This window comes from Amycolatopsis sp. FDAARGOS 1241 (genome assembly GCF_016889705.1).
Classification (GTDB): domain Bacteria; phylum Actinomycetota; class Actinomycetes; order Mycobacteriales; family Pseudonocardiaceae; genus Amycolatopsis.
In genome coordinates this window covers 4243886-4261711 of sequence record NZ_CP069526.1, presented here as the reverse complement: position 1 = coordinate 4261711, position 17826 = coordinate 4243886, and the positions used below count along the sequence as shown (strand labels likewise).

14 protein-coding genes and 1 pseudogene are annotated in these 17826 nt (G+C 70.8%); 8 read left to right on the top strand and 7 right to left on the bottom strand.

Annotated elements, in window-relative coordinates; all coding sequences use genetic code 11:
* Window positions 1-128: 128 nt before the first annotated feature.
* Together I6J71_RS20935 and I6J71_RS20930 are read right to left on the bottom strand one after the other, a co-directional pair.
* Window positions 129-1520, bottom strand: coding sequence for a KamA family radical SAM protein (locus I6J71_RS20935; RefSeq protein ID WP_204096243.1), 1392 nt, complete (start codon window positions 1518-1520; stop codon window positions 129-131).
* A gap of 130 nt (window positions 1521-1650) precedes the next feature.
* Window positions 1651-3069, bottom strand: a complete 1419-nt coding sequence (locus I6J71_RS20930; protein ID WP_204096242.1) for an FAD-binding oxidoreductase — start codon at window positions 3067-3069, stop codon at window positions 1651-1653.
* Between the two features lie 213 nt (window positions 3070-3282).
* Here I6J71_RS20930 and I6J71_RS20925 point away from each other — a divergent pair, with 213 nt between their 5' ends.
* The 3 genes from I6J71_RS20925 to I6J71_RS20915 are packed head-to-tail and all read left to right on the top strand — an operon-like array spanning window position 3283 to window position 7323.
* On the top strand, window positions 3283-4899 hold the full coding sequence (locus I6J71_RS20925; RefSeq protein WP_204096241.1) for an amidohydrolase: 1617 nt from the start codon (window positions 3283-3285) through the stop codon (window positions 4897-4899).
* Window positions 4900-4909: 10 nt separating this feature from the next.
* Window positions 4910-6535, top strand: coding sequence for an apolipoprotein N-acyltransferase (lnt, locus tag I6J71_RS20920; RefSeq protein WP_204096240.1), 1626 nt, complete (start codon window positions 4910-4912; stop codon window positions 6533-6535).
* A 23-nt stretch (window positions 6536-6558) separates the two neighbouring features.
* Entirely contained in the window at window positions 6559-7323 is a 765-nt protein-coding gene (locus I6J71_RS20915; RefSeq protein ID WP_204096239.1) for a polyprenol monophosphomannose synthase, read from the top strand.
* 214 nt (window positions 7324-7537) lie between these two features.
* Here the strand turns inward: I6J71_RS20915 and I6J71_RS20910 are convergent, their stop codons facing one another.
* The 3 genes and pseudogenes from I6J71_RS20910 to I6J71_RS20900 form a co-directional block, all read right to left on the bottom strand.
* Window positions 7538-7885: an RNA polymerase-binding protein RbpA gene (locus I6J71_RS20910; RefSeq protein WP_204096238.1), complete on the bottom strand. Its 348-nt coding sequence runs from the start codon at window positions 7883-7885 to the stop codon at window positions 7538-7540.
* Window positions 7886-8110: 225 nt separating this feature from the next.
* On the bottom strand, window positions 8111-8857 hold the full coding sequence (locus I6J71_RS20905) for a thymidine kinase (RefSeq protein ID WP_204096237.1): 747 nt from the start codon (window positions 8855-8857) through the stop codon (window positions 8111-8113).
* A gap of 34 nt (window positions 8858-8891) precedes the next feature.
* Window positions 8892-10291: pseudogene (locus I6J71_RS20900) on the bottom strand (MFS transporter).
* A 257-nt stretch (window positions 10292-10548) separates the two neighbouring features.
* On the opposite strand from I6J71_RS20900, the gene I6J71_RS20895 reads away from it, so the two are divergent.
* Entirely contained in the window at window positions 10549-11247 is a 699-nt protein-coding gene (locus tag I6J71_RS20895; RefSeq protein ID WP_204096236.1) for a transglycosylase family protein, read from the top strand.
* An 80-nt stretch (window positions 11248-11327) separates the two neighbouring features.
* Here I6J71_RS20895 and I6J71_RS20890 read toward each other — a convergent pair whose 3' ends face one another.
* The gene (locus I6J71_RS20890; protein WP_204096235.1) at window positions 11328-12116 is read right to left on the bottom strand and encodes a glycerophosphodiester phosphodiesterase; all 789 of its coding nucleotides are present in this window, start codon (window positions 12114-12116) and stop codon (window positions 11328-11330) included.
* A gap of 90 nt (window positions 12117-12206) precedes the next feature.
* Between I6J71_RS20890 and I6J71_RS20885 the strand changes: the two genes are divergently transcribed.
* Together I6J71_RS20885 and I6J71_RS20880 are read left to right on the top strand one after the other, a co-directional pair.
* Window positions 12207-12563 (top strand): hypothetical protein, encoded by a 357-nt coding sequence (locus I6J71_RS20885; protein ID WP_204097169.1) that lies wholly within the window; start codon window positions 12207-12209, stop codon window positions 12561-12563.
* A gap of 82 nt (window positions 12564-12645) precedes the next feature.
* Complete coding sequence (locus tag I6J71_RS20880) at window positions 12646-14253, top strand: AMP-binding protein (RefSeq protein ID WP_204096234.1); 1608 nt, start codon at window positions 12646-12648, stop codon at window positions 14251-14253.
* 22 nt (window positions 14254-14275) lie between these two features.
* Here I6J71_RS20880 and I6J71_RS20875 read toward each other — a convergent pair whose 3' ends face one another.
* Complete coding sequence (locus tag I6J71_RS20875) at window positions 14276-15271, bottom strand: tyrosine-type recombinase/integrase (protein ID WP_204096233.1); 996 nt, start codon at window positions 15269-15271, stop codon at window positions 14276-14278.
* Window positions 15272-15973: 702 nt separating this feature from the next.
* Here I6J71_RS20875 and I6J71_RS20870 point away from each other — a divergent pair.
* Window positions 15974-16381: a YciI family protein gene (locus I6J71_RS20870; protein WP_204096232.1), complete on the top strand. Its 408-nt coding sequence runs from the start codon at window positions 15974-15976 to the stop codon at window positions 16379-16381.
* 8 nt (window positions 16382-16389) lie between these two features.
* On the top strand, window positions 16390-17532 hold the full coding sequence (locus tag I6J71_RS20865; protein WP_204097168.1) for an RNA polymerase sigma factor: 1143 nt from the start codon (window positions 16390-16392) through the stop codon (window positions 17530-17532).
* Window positions 17533-17826: the final 294 nt, after the last annotated feature.

Genomic DNA, 17826 nt, shown 5'->3' with positions numbered 1-17826 from the left:
CCCGGGTCTTGCCACAAGCCCCGGGGTGCGTTATACGTTGATAGTGGCGGGGAAGCGTGTGTTCTGTTCGCCGAGCTCAGCTCTTCTGCCGAACCTCTCGTGGTCACCGGAGCCGGGTGCGCGTGCGCTCAGCCGTTCTGCTCCGCCCACCACTTCCGGCCGCTGCCGGGCAACGTCGAAATCGGGTCGTAGTACGGGTAGCGGCGCCGCAGCGCCTCGGGGTCCGCGTGTTCGATGCCGGTGCGGTAGTTCTTCGTCCAGTACGAGATGCCGCGTTCACGGTCGTACTCCGCGAGCTGGTGGACCCAGCGCTTCCCGACATACGGCACGTCGCAGACGATGCGAGGCGTGGCGTAGCCCGGGAGGTAGCCCATGATCGCGTGCTGCAGTTCCTGGGCTTCCCACACAGCGACGCGCCAGTGTTCGGCGTTGGGGATCATGTCGCACATGTAGAAGTAGTACGGCAGGATGTTCGCCTCGCCCTGCAGCGCGAAGCACAGGTCCAGCAGCGCGGCGGGGGTGGCGTTGACGCCGCGCATCAGCACGCCCTGGTTGCGCACGTCGCGCACGCCGACCTCCAGGGCGGTGCGCGCGGCTTCCGCGACGAGTGGCGTGACGGACTGTGCGTGGTTCACGTGCGTGTGGATGGCCAGGTTCACCCCGCGCCGCTGGGCGGTGACGGCCACGCGTTCGAGCCCTTCGACCACCTTGGGCTGCAGCCAGTGCTGTGGCAGCGCCGCGAGCGCCTTCGTCGCGAGCCGAACGTCGCGGACGGTTTCGATGTCCATCAGGCGCATCAGGAAGGCTTCCAGCTGTGGCCAGGGCACGTTGGCGACGTCGCCGCCGGACACGACGACGTCGCGCACGCCCGGGGTGCGCTTGAGGTAGCCGATCATCGCGTCCTGGCGGTCGACGGGCTTGAGCGTGAGCTTGTGCTTCTCGACCTGCTGGGTGGAGTTCCCGACGAGGTCCATGCGGGTGCAGTGCCCGCAGTACTGCGGGCAGGTCGAGATCAGCTCGGCCAGCACCTTCGTCGGGTACCGGTGGGTGAGACCCTCCACGACCCACATCTCGGCCTCGTGCAGCGAGTCGCGCTCGGAATGCGGGTGGCTCGGCCAGACGAGGTCGCGGTCGCTGCGCACGGGCAGCATGTAGCGGCGGATCGGGTCGGCGTAGAACGCCTCGGTGACCTTCACCGGGTCGCTGCCGGCGTCGGCCGCCATGGTGTTGAGCATCTGCGGGGGCAGCAGCATCGACATCGTGGCCAGTTCGCGCTGGTCGGCGAGCAGGTCCTCGTAGAACCGGTCCTGCAGCAGGTCACCCATCAGCGCGCGCAGCTGCTTGACGTTGCGCACGCAGTGCACGCGCTGCCACTGCGCGTCACGCCATTCGGCGTCGGTCACCTCGTGCCAGCCGGGGAAACGGCGCCAGTCGGGTTCCACCAGCTGCGTGCGCACGTACTCGTAGGGCTGATCTCCAGCGTCGGCGGCGCTGGGCACAGGTTCCTGGATCGCAGTCATCTGTACTCCAAGTCGTCGGGAACACGTAAAAATATCCTGTCACAACGTGTCCACGACGTAAATCTTTCTGCGCGATGACGGTGCGCCGGCCGAGGTGCCCACGGCAACCGGGCGCCGCGGGCACCTCGTCTCACGCGGCCGGGCGGATGTTGTGGTTGACGCGGAAGAGGTTGCCCGGGTCGTAGACCTTCTTCACCGCGGCCAGCCGGTCGTAGCGCTCGGGCCCGTAGATCGCGCGCACCGCCGCGGCCGAGGTGCCCTCGTCGGCGGAGAGGAAGTTCGGCGCCTGCCGGGCCGACGCCCACGGTGCGAGCGCGCCGACGACGGTGTCCAGCGCCCCGCGCAGTTCGCCGGCCCGGTCGGGCCCGCCGACTCCGAGCGCGAACACCACGAACGGCACCCCGCGCACCGGCACGGCGTTGGGCGCGGCCGGCTCCCGGTCCAGCGCCCCGCCGAGCGCCCGCAGTTCGACGCCCAGCAGCGGGCAGTCCGAATCCGGCCCCGTCAGCTCCACGAGCGTCTCGATCGTCTCGGCCGTGACCTCGCGCAAGCTGGTGGTGCGGTCGTAGTAGGGCAGCGGGTCGGCCGGGTCGAGGTGGATGTCGCCGATCGCGGTCAACGGCTTGTCCGCCATCAGGTCCAGCAGCACCGGTGCGGCCGCGCGCAGCGGCGCGAGGAGCCCTTCGGCGTCGGCGGGGGAGCCGAGGTGGGCGAAGCGCAGGTGCACCACGAACGCGCCGCGCAGCACCTCCGGCAGCTCCGGCGCGGGCGGCAGGCGCTGCACCATCACCGACGAAGTAGCGTCCTCGGGAAGCTGCTGCACCCACTCGCGCCACGCGTGCAGCACCGCGGCCAGGTGTTGCCCGGCGTAGTAAAGGCCGCCGCCGTAGAAGCGGGTCACCGGGAACAGGTCGAACTCCAGCGCCGTCACCACACCGAAGTTGCCCTTGCCGCCGCGCAGTGCCCAGAACAGGTCCCGCTCGGTCTCGGCGGTCGCGTGCCGCTGGACGCCGTCCGCGGTCACCACCTCGATCAGCCGCACGTGGTCGGCCGCGTACCCGCGGGACCGGCCGAGCGTGGGGCTCAGGCCGCCGCCGAGCGTGTACCCGACGACTCCGACGCCCGGCGCGGACCCGACCAGCGGCGCCAGCCCGTGCCGGGCGGCCTCGGCGATGACCTGCGCCCAGCGTGCCCCGGCTTCCACCCGTGCGACACGCCGCCCGGGGTCCACGGTCACGCCCGTCATGCGGCTCGTGGTGATCAGCACCGCGCCGTGCGCGGGCTGTACGACCTGATGGGCGGTGGCCTTGATCGCCACGGGCAGTGATCGGCGGCGCGCGAACCGGACGGCGTGCTGCACGTCGGCCGTGCCCGCCGCGGCCACCACGAGCGCGGGCTCGAGCGGATTGTTGACGTTGAACCCGGCGCACTCGGCGGCGTAGCCGGGCTCGCCCGGCAACAACACGTCGCCGTCGGTCACGGCGACGAGGTCGGTGATGTCTTCGGCCTGGATGAGCCCGGTCGCCGGGCTCGCAACGCTCTGCTTCATCGAAGTCCCCTGTCTCCCGCGCCGCGGTTCGCCCCCGCCGCGCGTCCCCGTGGCGGGCGCCGGCCGGCGCCGCCCCCTTCACCGCCCAAGCACGTGCCGAGCGGCGAAATCCGTTCAGGTGACCTGGCTCACAGATCTGGTGTGCGGTGACGGACCGTGAGTGAGCGCGACCCCGCCCGGGCCCGGCGGGGAGCGCGGGGGAGACTCGACACCGTGACGAACGACAGCACGACGCTCCTGCTCGGCGGCAGGATCTACACCTCGTCCTCACCCGACGCGACCGCGCTCGCCGTCTCCGGCGGCACCGTCGTGTGGGTCGGGCAGGACGCGCCGGCCCGCGCCCTGCACCCGGACGCCGAAGTGGTCGCCCTCGACGGCGCGTTCGTCGCCCCCGCCTTCGTCGACGCCCACGTGCACGCCACCGCCACCGGCCTGCACCTGACCGGACTCGATCTCACCGGCGCGCGCAGCGGCGCCGAACTGCTCGCCGCAGTACGCGCCGCCGTCGCCGCCGCGCCGGGCGAGGTCCTGCTGGCCCACGGCTGGGACGAATCCGGCTGGGAGCAGCCCCGCCTGCCCAGCCGCGCCGAGCTCGACGAGGCTGCCGGCGCGACGCCGGTCTACCTCAGCCGCGTCGACGTGCATTCCGCCCTGGTGTCCACCGCGCTCGTCGACCTCGCTCCCGAGGCCCGCAGCGCCGCGGGCTTCTCGCCCGAGGGCCCGCTCACCCGCGACGCCCACCACCGCGTCCGCGCCGCCGCGCGCGCCGCGATCACCCCCGGCCGGCGCAGCGCCGCGCAGCGTGCCTTCCTCACCGAAGCCGCCGCCCGCGGCATCGTCTCCGTGCACGAATGCGGCGGCCCGGACATCGCCGGCCGCGACGACTTCACCGGCCTGCTCGCCCTCGCCGACGAGCCGGGTCTGCCGCAGGTCGTCGGCTACTGGGGTGAGCTCGGCGCCATCGGCACGGCCCGCGAGCTGGGCGCGCACGGCGTGGCCGGCGACCTGTTCGTCGACGGCGCCCTCGGCTCCCGCACCGCCGCGCTCACCAGCCCGTACGCCGACGACCCGAGTACTTCCGGCGCGCTCTACGCCGACGCGGCGGGGATCGCCGAGCACCTCGCCGCCGCCACCGAGGCGGAGCTGCAGGCCGGTTTCCACGTGATCGGCGACGCGGCCGTCGCCGAGGTCGTGGAAGGGTTCCGGCTTGCGGAGAAGCAGGTGGGGCAGCGCGCGCTAGCCGCTTGCCACCACCGGCTGGAACACCTGGAGATGGTCACCGCCGAACAGGCCCGGGCGCTGGCCGGCTGGGGTGTCGTCGCTTCGGCCCAGCCCCTGTTCGACGAGGCCTGGGGAGGCCCGTCGGGTATGTACGCCGATCGCCTCGGCGGCGAACGGGCCGCCGGGCTCAACCCGTTCGCCGCGCTCGCCGCCGAAGGGGTCGTGCTCGCGTTCGGCTCCGACTCGCCGGTGACCGCGCTGGACCCGTGGGCCGCCGTCCGCGCGGCCGTGCACCACCACACCCCCGAAGCGCGCCTTTCGGCGCGCGCCGCGTTCACCGCCCACACCCGCGCCGGCCACCGCGCCGCCGGCGTGAACGACGGCGTCACCGGAAGTCTCGTGCCCGGCGCGCCCGCGCACTACGCGATCTGGGACGCGCATGACCTCGTCGTGGCCACGGCCGACACCCGCGTGCAGCGCTGGTCCACCGACCCGCGCTCCGGCGTGCCGCCGCTGCCGCGCCTGGACCCGGGCACCCCGCTCCCGAAGTGCCTGCGGACCGTGCGCGGCGGGGCAGTCCTGCACGACGAGTTCACGTCGGCCTCCTAGAGTTCGTGGAGTGGCAGTGACTGTCGCGGACCCCGAACCGGGCGCTCCGCAAGAAACGACCTCGAAGCGCCCGAAGCGACGCCGGATCTCCCGCGCCTGGCTGCTGCGCTTGGTCGCCGCCGGCGCCGCGGGCTACCTGTACTACCTCAGCTTCGCGCCGCGGCCGCTGTGGTGGCTCGCGCCGATCGCGTTCGCCGCGCTCGCCCTGGTCCTTCGTGGACGGTCGCTGCGCGGCGCGTTCGGCTACGGCTTCGTCTACGGCGCGGCGTTCTTCCTCGCGCTGCTGATCTGGCTGCAGGACTTCCTGGGCCGCGAGTTCGGGCCGTGGCCGTGGCTGGGCCTGTCACTGACGCTGTCGCTCTACTTCGGACTCGGCGCGCTCCTGATCCGCGTGGTGGCCCGGCTGCCACTGGCGCCGCTGTGGGGCGCGCTGGTGTTCGTCGCGCTCGAGACGCCTCGCACGTGGTTCCCGCTCGGCGGGTTCCCGTGGGGCCGCGTCGCGTTCAGCCAGCCCGAAGGCGCGTACCTGTCGCTGGCGTCCGTCGGCGGCGCGCCGCTCGTGGGTCTCGCCGTGGTGGTGAGCGGGTTCGGTCTCGCGGCACTCGCCGCGCGGCTGTGGCAGCAGCGCCGGTGGCGTGACCGCCGGCTCATCGCGCCTGTGGCGTGCACGCTGCTGCCCGTCGTCGCCGGGCTCGCCCTGTGGCCCACCATCGGCACGGCCGCGCAGGACGGGTCCCTCACCGTCGCGACCGTGCAGGGCAACGCACCCGACATCGGCATCGCGCTGGAAGGCCGGCGAGACGTCCTGCGGCAGAACCACCTCGCCGAGAGCTCGAAGCTGCTGGCGCAGATCCAGACCGGCCAGGTCCCCAAACCCGACCTGCTCGTGTGGCCCGAGACCGCCACTGCCGTCGACGGCGACGACCCCACGCTCGACCAGATGGTCAACGCCTACGGCGTGCCCGCCGTCATCGGCGCCCTCTACCGGCTGCCCGACGGCACCGCGCAGAACTCCGCGATCGTGTGGGACCCGCGCACCGGGCAGGGCCAGCGCTACGCCAAGCAGGACCTGGTGCCATTCGGCGAGTACGTGCCGGCCCGGGACATCGCGCGGCTGGTGACCCCGTTCGTCGACGACACCGCCGACATGCGCCCCGGCGACGGCAGCAACGCGGCGCTGTCGGTCGCAGGCACCAAGGTCGGGGTGTTCATCTGCTACGAGACCGCGTTCGACGGCCCGGCCCGCGACGCGACCGACGAAGGCGGCGAACTGCTCGTCGTGCCCACCAACAACGCCTGGTACGGGCCGGGGGAGATGAGCTACCAGCAGCTGGCCATGTCGAGGCTGCGGGCGGTGGAGCACGGGCGCGCGGTGGTGGTCTCCGCGACGTCCGGTGTGAGCGCCATCGTGGCCCCGGACGGGACGATCACCCGCTCCACCAGCCTTTTCACCGCAGATGCCCTGGTCGGGCGCGTGCCGCTGCGGACGCAGACTACGCTGTCGGATCGACTCGGTGCGTGGACGGAGTACGGACTGCTGGCACTGGCGATCGCCGGTGTCGCCGGCGGATTCGTACTCCGTTTTCGCACTCGGCGCGCTCGCGCCGGCACGACAGCAGGGGAAGCGGCGGGGTGAGCCGCCGGATTCGGAGGAGACGGATGGCGCAGGCGCCGCGGGGGGCCGAAGGTATCGAGCCGGTGCTGGTGGTGATCCCGACCTACAACGAACGGGACAACCTGGGCCCGGTTCTGGACCGGCTCCACAAGGCACTCCCGGACGTCCACGTGCTCGTCGTCGACGACGGCAGCCCCGACGGCACCGGTGAGCTCGCCGACGAACGCGCCGCGGCCGACGAGCGCGTCCACGTGCTCCACCGCACGGAGAAAGCCGGGCTCGGGAAGGCCTACATCGCGGGGTTCCGGTGGGGCCTGGCCCAGGGCTACGCCACCTTCGTCGAGATGGACGCCGACGGCTCCCACGCGCCGGAGGACCTGCCGCGCATCCTCGACGCCGTCGCGGACACCGACCTGTCGATCGGCTCCCGCTACGTCGCGGGTGGCAGCACCGTCAACTGGCCGCTGAGCCGCCAGCTCCTGTCCCGCGGCGCGAACCTCTACTCGCGCCTCGCCCTGGGGCTGAAGGTTTCGGACATGACGGCCGGCTTCCGCGCCTACCGCCGCCCGGTCCTGGAGAAGCTCGAGCTCGACGAGATCGCCTCTCACGGCTACTGCTTCCAGATCGACCTCACCCGCCGCACCGCCGACGCGGGTTTCGACATCGTCGAGGTGCCCATCACCTTCACCGACCGCGAGATCGGCCAGTCGAAGATGAGCGGCGACATCATGCGGGAGGCGTTTTTCCGCGTGGCCGAATGGGGCGTGCAGCGCCGCTTCGGCCAGCTGCGCCGGCTCCTGCGCCGCTGAGGAACTCGCACCGGCGGTCGCATCGAGACGTAGTCGTGGATTCCTCGGCGGGTGGCCGGGGGACCGCTTCCGCCGCCGCCCAACGAGCGGCGAGCCGCTTCCTGTGACCGCTCCGGGACTCTCCGCACGCGGGCCCGGACAGGCGAACGGCCCCCGCCGGGGGAGGTGGCGGGGGCCGTTCGATCGGTGGTAGGAGCCAGCTACGGGCCGAAGCTCACGCGGACCGGCTGGTCCGGCGTCCCTTGAGCTCGGCGAGACGTTCGTTCAGCAGGTCCTCGAGCTCAGGAATGGAGCGGCGCTCCAGCAGCATGTCCCAGTGCGTCCTGGGGGGCTTGACCTTCTTCTGCTCGGGCTGCCCGCCGTCGACGATCTCGGACTCGCTGCCGTGCAGGCGGCATTCCCAGACGGTCGGGATCTCGGCGTCGTCGGAGAACGGCACCTCGAACTCGTGGTTCTTGGGGCACGCGTAGCGCACGGTGCGCCGCGGGGCGAGGTCGTGATTGCGGTCGGTCTCGTAGCTGACCGCTCCCAGCCGGCTTCCACGGAGAACACGGTCGGCCATGATGGGGTCCTTTCAGTCAGCTCCGGATGGAGCCAGGGTGATGCTCACCCTATGCAACGATCCTGGCGTCCGGGGGATTCCCGGGTAACCATGTCGTTGCTCACGATGAGCTGCGTCACCCTTCGGCATCAGCTTCCTCTAGTGGGAGAGCTTTCGCGCTCCGGCGTGACGCGGATACCGCCTTCCAAGTGCGGATATCCCCCAGTTGGGCTACTGACGCTCCGTTCACGACAACCGTAACTGACCGTGGTGTGCCGTCGCCGGGCCCAGATCCCCCAACCGGAAGTGTCGGCGGCACAATACCTGATAACGCACCGTAGTTTGTTCGGCATCGGAACGTGCCGAAGCTGAAGATTCAACTACGGACTGTTCGGTATCTGCCACGACAACGGTGTCGCCCTCACGGAGTATTTCGTCGTCGCGGACCCTCGCGTTGAACCGGCCGGGGCGGCCGCACCAGCACAGCACCTCGACCTGCACCGGCTGCAGTTCGTCGGCCACCTCGAACAGTCGGGCCGCGCCGGGGAACAGGCGGCTGCGGAAGTCGGTGGCGATGCCGAAGCAGTAGACGTCGATGCCCGTGTCGTCGGCCAGCTCCGCCAGCTGGTCCACCTGTGCGGGGGAGAGGAACTGCGCCTCGTCGACGATGATGTAGTCCACGGGCTGTCCCGCGGCCCACCGCTCGCGCACCAGGTCTCGCACATCCGTGCCCGCGGCGACCTCCGTCGCGAGCCGCGTGATCCCGATCCGGCTGCTGATCTGCGGCGCACCCGAGCGGTCGTGGCGCACCAGCACCAGCCCGCGCCGGCCTTGGCGCGCGTGGTTGTGGTCGATCTGCAGCGCGAGGGTCGACTTCCCGCAGTCCATCGGGCCGTAGCAGAACTTCAGCCGCCCGGCCCGGGTCTCCACGGCGGGGACCGGGGACAGGGCGTCGGTGGGGTCGTCGGGCCCAGTGTCTTCGAGGACAGTCACGACGATCGACCCTATCCGGCCCGGGTGGAGGGCCTCACAGCACGGCGGGCGGACGGTTCCCGGCCGCGACGATCGCCCGACGCACCGGCACGAGCGCCACGAACACGAACCCGAGCACGAAGAACACCACCAGCGCCACGATCGCCAGCCGGAAGGAACCCGTCGCCTGCCCGACTCCGGCGAACACCAGCGGCCCGAGCAGCGAGGTGCCCTTCTCGCCCACGACGTAGAGCGAGTAGTACTGCGCGTCCTTCCCGGTCGGGATCATCTGGCTGAACAACGACCGCGACAACGCGTTCGTCCCGCCCAGCACCAGCCCGATGCCCACCGCCACCGCGTAGAACTGCAGCGGCTGAGCCGGTTGGATGAAGTACGCGCCGGCCAGCACCACCACCCACAGCACCAGGCTCCCGAGGATCGTCCGCTTCGCCCCGGCCCGGCGCGATACGAGCCCGTGCAGCACCCCGCCGACGTAGGCGAGGAACTGGATCACCAGCACGGTCACGATCAGCACCTCGTCGGAGAAGAGCAGCTCGTCCTTCCCGTACTGCGCCGACACGCCACGACGGTCGAGATGCCGTCCGCGAAGATCAGGTAGCTGCCCAGGAACGCCAGCGTCAGCGGGAACGCCTTCGCCGCCACGACCGTCTGCCGCAGCTCCCGAAACCCCGCCCGCAGCACCGACACCCCCGGCTCCGTCGCCGTCGGCGTGTGCCGGCGGGGGAGCGCGCGCAGCGTCGGCACGGTGAACGCCGCCCACCACAAGCCCGACGTGAGGAAGCAGATCCGCACCGCCGTCGCGGTGTCCACACCCAGCGCGTCGCGGCTGAGGTAGAACGCCAGCTGCAACGCGAGCGCGAGCCCGCCACCGAGGTAACCGAACGCCCAACCCTTCGCCGACACGTCGTCGCGCTCGTCCGGCCCCGCGATGTCGACCAGGAACGAGTAGTAGACCACCAGCGAACCGCCGTAGCCGATGTTCGCGACGATGAACAGCGCCGCACCGAGCTGCCAGTTCGAACCGGCCATGAAGAACATCAGCGCCGACGCCGCCGCGCCCAGCCACGCGAACGCGCCCAGGATCCGCCGCTTTTTGCGGCTGCGATCGGCCACCGCGCCGGCGATCGGCAGCACCAGCACCTGCACCACCGTCGCCACCGACAGCAGGTAACCCCACGTCGACCCGGCAGGGAAGTGCAACCCGAACAACGACACGTCGCAGTTGTGGAGCTTGTCGTCCACACCGGACGCGTCGACGCACGCGTTGTCCCCGTTAAGGGTGATGTTCTGTTTCGCGTCCGCGGCCGCGACAGTGCTCATGTACAGCGCGCCGAACACCGTCGTCACCGACGAGTAGAACGGCGAATTGGCCCAGTCGTAGAAGTACCAGCCCCACCGTTCCCGCTTCTTGACACGGGTCTCGGCCAGCGTCATCCACGGCTCCTCATCGGTCGCGAAACACCAGGTCGGGCGGCACACTATCGGCGCGGGCGCACCCGGCACCGCCGAACGGGTAAACCGTGTCCGGTTCGTCGCCCACTGATCATCCGGGCTGCGCCGAACAGCGTCCGGAATCGCGCTCGAACCCCTTCTCCGCGTGTCGCTCCGGTGATTCTTCGACGATTCATGTGAGACTGGTGTTCGTGGTGTGACTCTTGTGGTCAATGGGTCGCCTGCTTACTGTGCAAGCCATGACCAACCGCGTTCGCACTGCTCACCGGAGTGCGGTGAGGATCCTGCTGCTCGCCGCGGCCGTCGTGGGACTGCAGCTCGCCGCCACCGGCGCCGCGTCCGCGGACCCCTCCTCCAGCGCCTGGGCCAAACTGCGGATGTGCGAATCCAGCGGCCGCTACACCATCAACACCGGCAACGGCTACTACGGCGCCTACCAGTTCGACCTCGCCACCTGGCGCAGCGTCGGCGGCCAAGGCAGGCCAGACCAAGCCAGCCCCCGCGAGCAGGACTACCGCGCGCTCTACCTCTACCGCATGCGCGGCTGGCAACCCTGGGAATGCGGCACCATGCTCAACCTCGTCGGCGACGCCGACGCCCGCAGCAAACGCATCCCGTCCTACGACGAATCCGCCTACATGGGCAGCACCGGCCTGCCCGCCCCACCGGCCCCCAAACCCCAGCCCGCGCCACCGTCCTCAGGCCCCATGCCCGCCTGGCCCGGCCTGGTCTACGCCTACGGCGACTGCGCCCCCGCGCTCAGGACCTTCCAGCTGCGCATGAACGCCTTCGGCTACGGCTTCACCGGCACCGGCTGCTACTACGACAAGACCAAGACCGCCGTGCTCGCCCTCCAGCGCGCCAACGGCATCAACGACTCCGGCCGCCTCGGCCCCAAGACGTGGAAAGCCGCCTGGCAGGGCAAACCCCCGCGCTGACCCGCCTCGGCCCGCCGCCCGAGGACGGGCTCAGCCGGTGTGGTGGTCGCCGCGGCGACCACCACACCGGACCGCCACACTCACCCGGCCTGCTGCTGCCACACCCCCCGCTCCACCAAGACCTCCCGCAGAAGATCCGGCCGGTCCGTCACGATCCCGTGCACCCCCAGATCCAGCAGCTGCCGCATCTGCACCGGATCGTCGATCGTCCACGTGTGCACCTCGAACCCCGTGCGCGTCGCCGCCCTCACGAAGGACCGGTCCACCACCGTCAACGGCCCCTGCCGCACCGGCACCTGCGCCAGGTACCCGCTCGCGAACCGCCCCAACGGCAGCAACGGCGCCCACCCGTTCGCCCACACCGCCAGCACCGACCGCGGCCCCATCGCCGTCAGCAGCTTCGGCCCCGCCAGCCGCCGCAACCGAACCAGCCGCGAGTCCGAAAAGGACGCCGCCGCCACCCGGTCGAACGCACCCGTACGCTCCAGCACCCGCACGAACGGCTCCACCGCGCTGTTCGCCTTCACGTCCACGTTGAACCGCGCCTGCGGCAGCTCCTCCAGCACGTCCTCCAACCGGGACAACGCCACCCGACCGCCGATCTTGACGTGCTTGATCTGCTCCCACGTCTGCGTCGCGATCAACCCCGAACCATCCGTCGTGCGATCCAGCGTGCCGTCGTGGTGCACCACCACCACACCGTCCGCCGTCGCGTGCACGTCCGTCTCGACGTAGCGGTACCCCTCGGCGACAGCCCGCTGGAACGCCGGCAGCGAATTCTCCATCCCCGCCAGATCGTCGAGGTGCCAGCCACGGTGGGCGAACGCACGGGGGAGCGGATCGGCCAGGTACGGAAACGGTGGGCGCATGCGAACAGTCTCCACCACCGGCATGGCCCCGGCATGAGAACACGATGGCCAGCTAGAGTCCGGCGGGTGAGGGAACTGGCCGAGCAGCCGATGACCGGCGACGAACGCGTCGTACCGCGCCGCACAGGCGCCCCGAAGCACTGCGGCTGGTGCGGCCGCCGCCTGCCCGAAGGCGGCAACGTCGGCCGGCGCCGCCGCTACTGCGGCCAGTCCTGCCGCCAGCGCGCCTACGAACGCCGCACCGCCCTGCAACGCAGCGGCCTGCCCGAAGACGCCGTCGTGCTCTCCGACACCGAAATCGCCGCCCTCCAAGACCGCCTTTTCCAGCTGCGCTGCGCCGCCGAAGACATCGTCACCGCCGCTCAGGACGGCGCCGGCTCCGGCGAGCTCAGCCGGCTCGCTGAAGAAGTCGCCCTCGCCGCGAAGGACCTCGAGCAGCTCCGCTGACCCGCAGGCGGACTACAGTCCGAAAGGTCACCCGGGGACACGCCGGCGGACCGCGCTCGCCGGCCGAGCGAGGGAGGCTACCGTGCCCGAAACCACCGACGCGCCCGCCGCCTACACGCCCGCGACCGAACTCGACGCCGTCCACGAGCTCACCGTCGGCACCCTGCTCCGCACCGCCGCCGACCAGGCACCCAACGCACCGGCGCTCGTCGAAGGCGTCCCCGACCCCACCGCGCGCCGCCGCTGGACCTACGCCCAGCTCCTCGACGAAGCCGAACAAGCCGCCCGCGCCCTGCTCGGCCGCTTCGAACCCGGCGAACACGTCGCGGCCTGGGCCAACAACATCCCCGAATGGATCCTCCTCGAAATGGCCGCCGCACTCGCCGGCCTCACCCTCGTGACCGTCAACCCCGCACTCCGCGAAGACGAACTGCGCCACGTCCTCGGCCAATCCGAAGCCGCCGGCGTCTTCCTCGTCCGCGACTACCGCGGCACCCCCATGGCCGACATCCTCTCCCACGTCCGCGCCGACCTGCCCCACCTGCGCGAAGCCGTCCTATTCGAAGACTGGCCCGCCTTCCGCGCCTCCGGCACCCCCACCCAGCCCCTCCCGGACGTCGAACCCGGCGACCCCGCCCAGATCCAATACACCTCCGGCACCACCGGTGTCCCCAAAGGCGCCATCCTGAACCACCGCGGCATCACCAACAACGCCCGCCTCTCCTACTGCCGCACCCTCGACATGCGCCCAGGCGAGAACTTCGTCAACCCCATGCCGCTGTTCCACACCGCCGGCTGCGTACTCGCCACCCTCGCCCCGATCGCCACCCTCGGCACCCAGGTCCTCATGCCCTGGTTCGACCCCGGCCTCCAGCTCGCCCTCATCGAACAGGAGAGGGGAGTGGTCTTCGGCGGCGTCCCCACCATGCTGCTCGCCCTGCTCGGCCACCCCGCCTTCCCGAACACCGACCTCAGCTCCGTCCGCTACGCCCTCAGCGGCGGCGTCCCCGTGCCACCCGCACTCGTCCGCCGCGTCGAAGCCGCCCTCGGCGTGCCGATGTCGATCATCTACGCCCAGACCGAAGCCTCACCCGGCATCACCATGACCCGCCTCAGCGACACCGCCCACGACCGTGCGGAAACCCTCGGCAGGCCCCTGCCCGCCTGCGAAGTCAAGATCATCGACCCCGCCACCGGCGGCGTCGCCGCCAGGGGAGAGACCGGCGAACTCTGCACCCGCGGCTACCACGTCATGACCGGCTACCACGCGATGCCCGAACAGACCGCCGAAGCCATCGACACCGGCGCCTGGCTCCACACCGGCGACCTCGCCCGCATGAACGAGCGCGGCTACCTCACCATCGAAGGCCGCGTGAAGGAGATGATCATCCGCGGGGGAGAGAACATCTACCCCCGCGAAATCGAACACGTCCTGCTCGAGCACCCCGCCATCGCCGACGTCGCCGTGATCGGCATCCCCGACCCCACCTGGGGCGAACAAGTCGGCGCGTTCATCGTGCTCCGCCCGGGCGCCGACGTGGTCGAACAGGACCTCATCGACTACGTCCGCGACCACCTCGCCCCGCACAAGACACCGAAAGTCTGGCAGTTCGTCACCGAGTTCCCGCTCACCGGCTCCGGCAAGATCCGCAAACACGTGCTCCGCGACCACTACCTCGCCGCCCACTGAACCGGCCGCCCGCCACGATCCCTCATCCGCCACTGTCGGCCCCCAGCCCGTCCAGCGCGCGGTAGGTCCGGTTGCTCGCCGCCGCGGCCCGCTGCTCCCGCCCCGTCGCCTCGATGTAGTTCTGGCTCGTCGCCAGGCTCGCGTGCCCCAGCAACGTCATGATCTCCGACGCCGTCGCCCCGTCCTCCGCGAGCCGCGTCGCGAACGTGTGCCGCAGTGCGTGCAGGTTCGCCCCCGCCGGCACCCGGTCGTGCAGGCCGGCCCAGCGGTAACACGACTTCACCAGGTACTCCAGCGCTCCGCGCCCGATCGGCTCACCCGCCCGATCACGCAACAACGGCTCCGACGCCGGGAACCGCGCCTGCGGAAACCGCCGCCGGCACGATTTCGTGTAGTCCTCGATCAGCCTCGCCAGCACCGGCTGCACCGGGATCGACCGGTCCCGGCTACCCTTGCCGTGGACGTGCAGCCGCAGCTCACCGTCGCGCCCCACGACCGACCGCGGCGTCAGTGCCCGCATCTCCGCCGCCCGCAGGCCCGCGACGAGCCCGAGCGCGAGTACCAGGACGTCGCGCTCCGGCCACGGATCCCGCGCCCGCCGCGCACCGTCGGCCGCGGCGGCGAGCAGGCGCTCCGGGGTTTCCTCCCCCCGCAACGGTTTCGGCGTCAGCGGCGGTGTCTTCGGCCGCGCCACAGCACCCATCGGATTCCCCGCGAGCAAGCCGTCGGACACGCAGAAGGTGAGGAACTGGTTCCACGTCGACCACGCCCGCAGCACCGAGCTCTTCGCGTGGCCGTCGGCGAACGCGCCGAACGCAGCGCGCAGCGCCGACGCGGTGAGGTGGTGCACCGCAAGCGTTTCCGGCATGTGGCCGAGCTCGGCCAGCAGGAGAGTGGTGATCCCGGCGAGGTCGCGGCGGTAGGCGGCGGTGGTGTGCGGCGAGTCCTTGCGCGGCCGCCGTGCCGCGAAGAACGCTTGCTGTGCCTCGGAAACCAGCATGTGGATCTTGTACCGCACAGCACCGACAGTTCCGCGACCCGGATGGTTATCCGATATGATGCATAATGGCAATTATGCATGAAACACGGCGAGAGTGGCGCTGGATCCCCTTGGGGGACAATGGTTCTCTCTACTCTTGATCAACCCTGCCCGGGATGGTGTTTCACACCGCGGCGAGCAAGTGCAACGGCATGCGTTCATCTGTTCGAGTGGTCGCGGGAACCTGTTCGGGCGGGCCTTGGACGCCGCCCAGGCCTCAACGGCTTGCTGGACACTTCGGTTGTGTGTCAATTCGATGTCCGGCCAGTCACGTTCAATTCGTCACGGTGACGAAACGAGCGCGGATGACGGGAGGTCAGACGGCTGAAACTCGGGGATCTCCGGCGAAGTCCCTCGGAGGATCCCAGCCGGCGTGAGATCCGACGCTCGGACGAGCCGAGACGGCGAGAGTGTCCGAGGGTTTGCGGCGCCTCGCGAGCTGCTCTTTCGTCGACGTCACGACAACGCCCGGTCCGGGTCTCCGGAGCCCCTCTCCGGGCTTCCTCCAGCAGGTCAGCCAAGTGCCGATAATGTACATTATGTCAAGTAACTGACGCGGACCCGCTCATCCGCAAACTCCCCCCGACTTTTTCGGCGACACGGTGTCGAGAACGTCCAAGTGGCTCCGTCCCCGGTGCGAACACGGCCACAATGGGCCGGACCGCTCTGAGGAGACAGACGATGGCCAAGTACCTGCTGCTGAAGCACTACCGCGGCGCGCCGGCTGCGGTGAACGACGTGCCGATGGACCAGTGGACGCCCGAGGAGATCTCGAACCACATCCAGTACATGCGCGACTTCGCGAAGAAGCTGGAAGGCACCGGCGAGTTCGTCGACAGCCAGGCGCTCTCCCCCGACGGCACGTTCGTCCGCTACGACGGTGAGGGCCGCCCGCCGGTCACGGACGGTCCGTTCGCCGAGACGAAGGACGTGATCGCCGGCTGGATGGTGATCGACGTCGAGAGCTACGAGCGTGCGCTCGAGCTGGCGGCGGAGCTGTCGGCCGCGCCAGGGGCCGGCGGCAAGCCGATCCACGAGTGGCTCGAGGTGCGCCCGTTCTACACCGAGCCGCCCACCATCACGGAGTGACCTCGGCGATGGACGAGGTCTTGCTCCGGAGCCTCACGCCGCACGTTCTCGGCATCCTCTGCCGCCGCGGGGCGGGCTTCGCGGCGGCAGAGGATGCCGTGCAGGACGCGTTGGTCGAGGCGTTGCGCGTGTGGCCGGTGGACCCGCCGCGGGATCCGAAGGGCTGGCTGGTCACGGTGGCGTGGCGGAAGTTCCTCGACGCGACGCGCGCGGACGCTGCTCGCCGTCGTCGTGAGGATCTCGTGGAGGAGGAACCGGAGCCCGGGCCGGTGCCGGCGGCGGACGACACGTTGCAGTTGTACTTCCTGTGCGCGCACCCCTCGCTGACGCCGGCTTCGGCGGTCGCGCTGACGTTGCGGGCCGTCGGCGGGCTGACGACGCGGCAGATCGCCCAGGCCTACCTGGTGCCTGAGGCGACGATGGCGCAGCGCATCAGCCGGGCCAAGCGCACGGTCGCCGACGTGCGTCTGACGCGGGCCGGCGACGTCGCGACGGTGCTGCGGGTGCTGTACCTGGTGTTCAACGAGGGCTACTCCGGTGACGTCGACCTCGCGGCGGAGGCGATCCGGCTGACACGGCAGCTCGCGGCGGCGATCGAACATCCCGAGGTGGCCGGGTTGCTGGCGCTCATGGTGTTGCACCACGCGCGGCGCGCCGCTCGGATCGCGCGGGACGGGAGCCTGGTGCCCCTGGCGGAGCAGGACCGTTCGTTGTGGGACACGGGCCTGATCGCGGAGGGGGTCGAGATCCTGCAGGCGGCGCTGGCCCGGGACCGGCTCGGTGAATTCCAGGCGCAGGCGGCGATCGCGGCTCTGCACGCGGACGCGCCGGTCGCCGAGGAGACGGACTGGGTGCAGATCGTCGAGTGGTACGACGAGCTGGTGCGGCTGACGGACAGTCCGATCGTGCGGTTGAACCGAGCTGTGGCCGTCGGTGAGGCAGATGGGGCCCGGGCCGGGCTGGCGGCGTTGGCGGAGCTGGACTCCGCGCTGCCGAGGTATGCGGCGGTGGCGGCGTACTTGCACGAGCGCGACGGTGATCCCGTCACCGCGGCTCGCTTGTACACCGAAGCGGCGCGGCACGCGCCGAACCTGCCCGAGCGTGATCACCTGTTGCGGCAGGCGGCGCGGTTCAACGCGCCGGATCACTGATCGGGACAACGGCACCACTCCCCTTTTTCGGCGCGGCAGCGTGTGGTGTGCCCCAGCAGGGACAGGCTCGACGCTGCTGACGGCGCGATACTCGTGGCACAGCTCCCCGGCACCGTCCACGTGCGACTCGGGGGCGGCCGGGTTTCGAAAAGTACGGGCGGACAAAGGAGTGGGCCAGGAGCTTCGTCTCGGTCAATCCGGCGACGGGGGAAGTCGTGAAGGAGCTTTCCCTGCAATCGGATGAGGAGGTCTTCGCGGCGCTGGCCACGGCGGATCAGCGTATCGAGAAGATTG

Excerpts from the sequence above, each read along its gene's own strand:
- I6J71_RS20935 (WP_204096243.1), bottom strand. The coding sequence starts at position 1,520 with ATGACTGCGATCCAGGAACCTGTGCCCAGCGCCGCCGACGCTGGAGAT.
- I6J71_RS20930 (WP_204096242.1), bottom strand. The coding sequence starts at position 3,069 with ATGAAGCAGAGCGTTGCGAGCCCGGCGACCGGGCTCATCCAGGCCGAA.
- I6J71_RS20915 (WP_204096239.1), top strand. The coding sequence starts at position 6,559 with ATGGCGCAGGCGCCGCGGGGGGCCGAAGGTATCGAGCCGGTGCTGGTG.
- I6J71_RS20910 (WP_204096238.1), bottom strand. The coding sequence starts at position 7,885 with ATGGCCGACCGTGTTCTCCGTGGAAGCCGGCTGGGAGCGGTCAGCTAC.
- I6J71_RS20895 (WP_204096236.1), top strand. The coding sequence starts at position 10,549 with ATGACCAACCGCGTTCGCACTGCTCACCGGAGTGCGGTGAGGATCCTG.
- I6J71_RS20890 (WP_204096235.1), bottom strand. The coding sequence starts at position 12,116 with ATGCGCCCACCGTTTCCGTACCTGGCCGATCCGCTCCCCCGTGCGTTC.
- I6J71_RS20885 (WP_204097169.1), top strand. The coding sequence starts at position 12,207 with ATGACCGGCGACGAACGCGTCGTACCGCGCCGCACAGGCGCCCCGAAG.
- I6J71_RS20870 (WP_204096232.1), top strand. The coding sequence starts at position 15,974 with ATGGCCAAGTACCTGCTGCTGAAGCACTACCGCGGCGCGCCGGCTGCG.
- I6J71_RS20865 (WP_204097168.1), top strand. The coding sequence starts at position 16,390 with ATGGACGAGGTCTTGCTCCGGAGCCTCACGCCGCACGTTCTCGGCATC.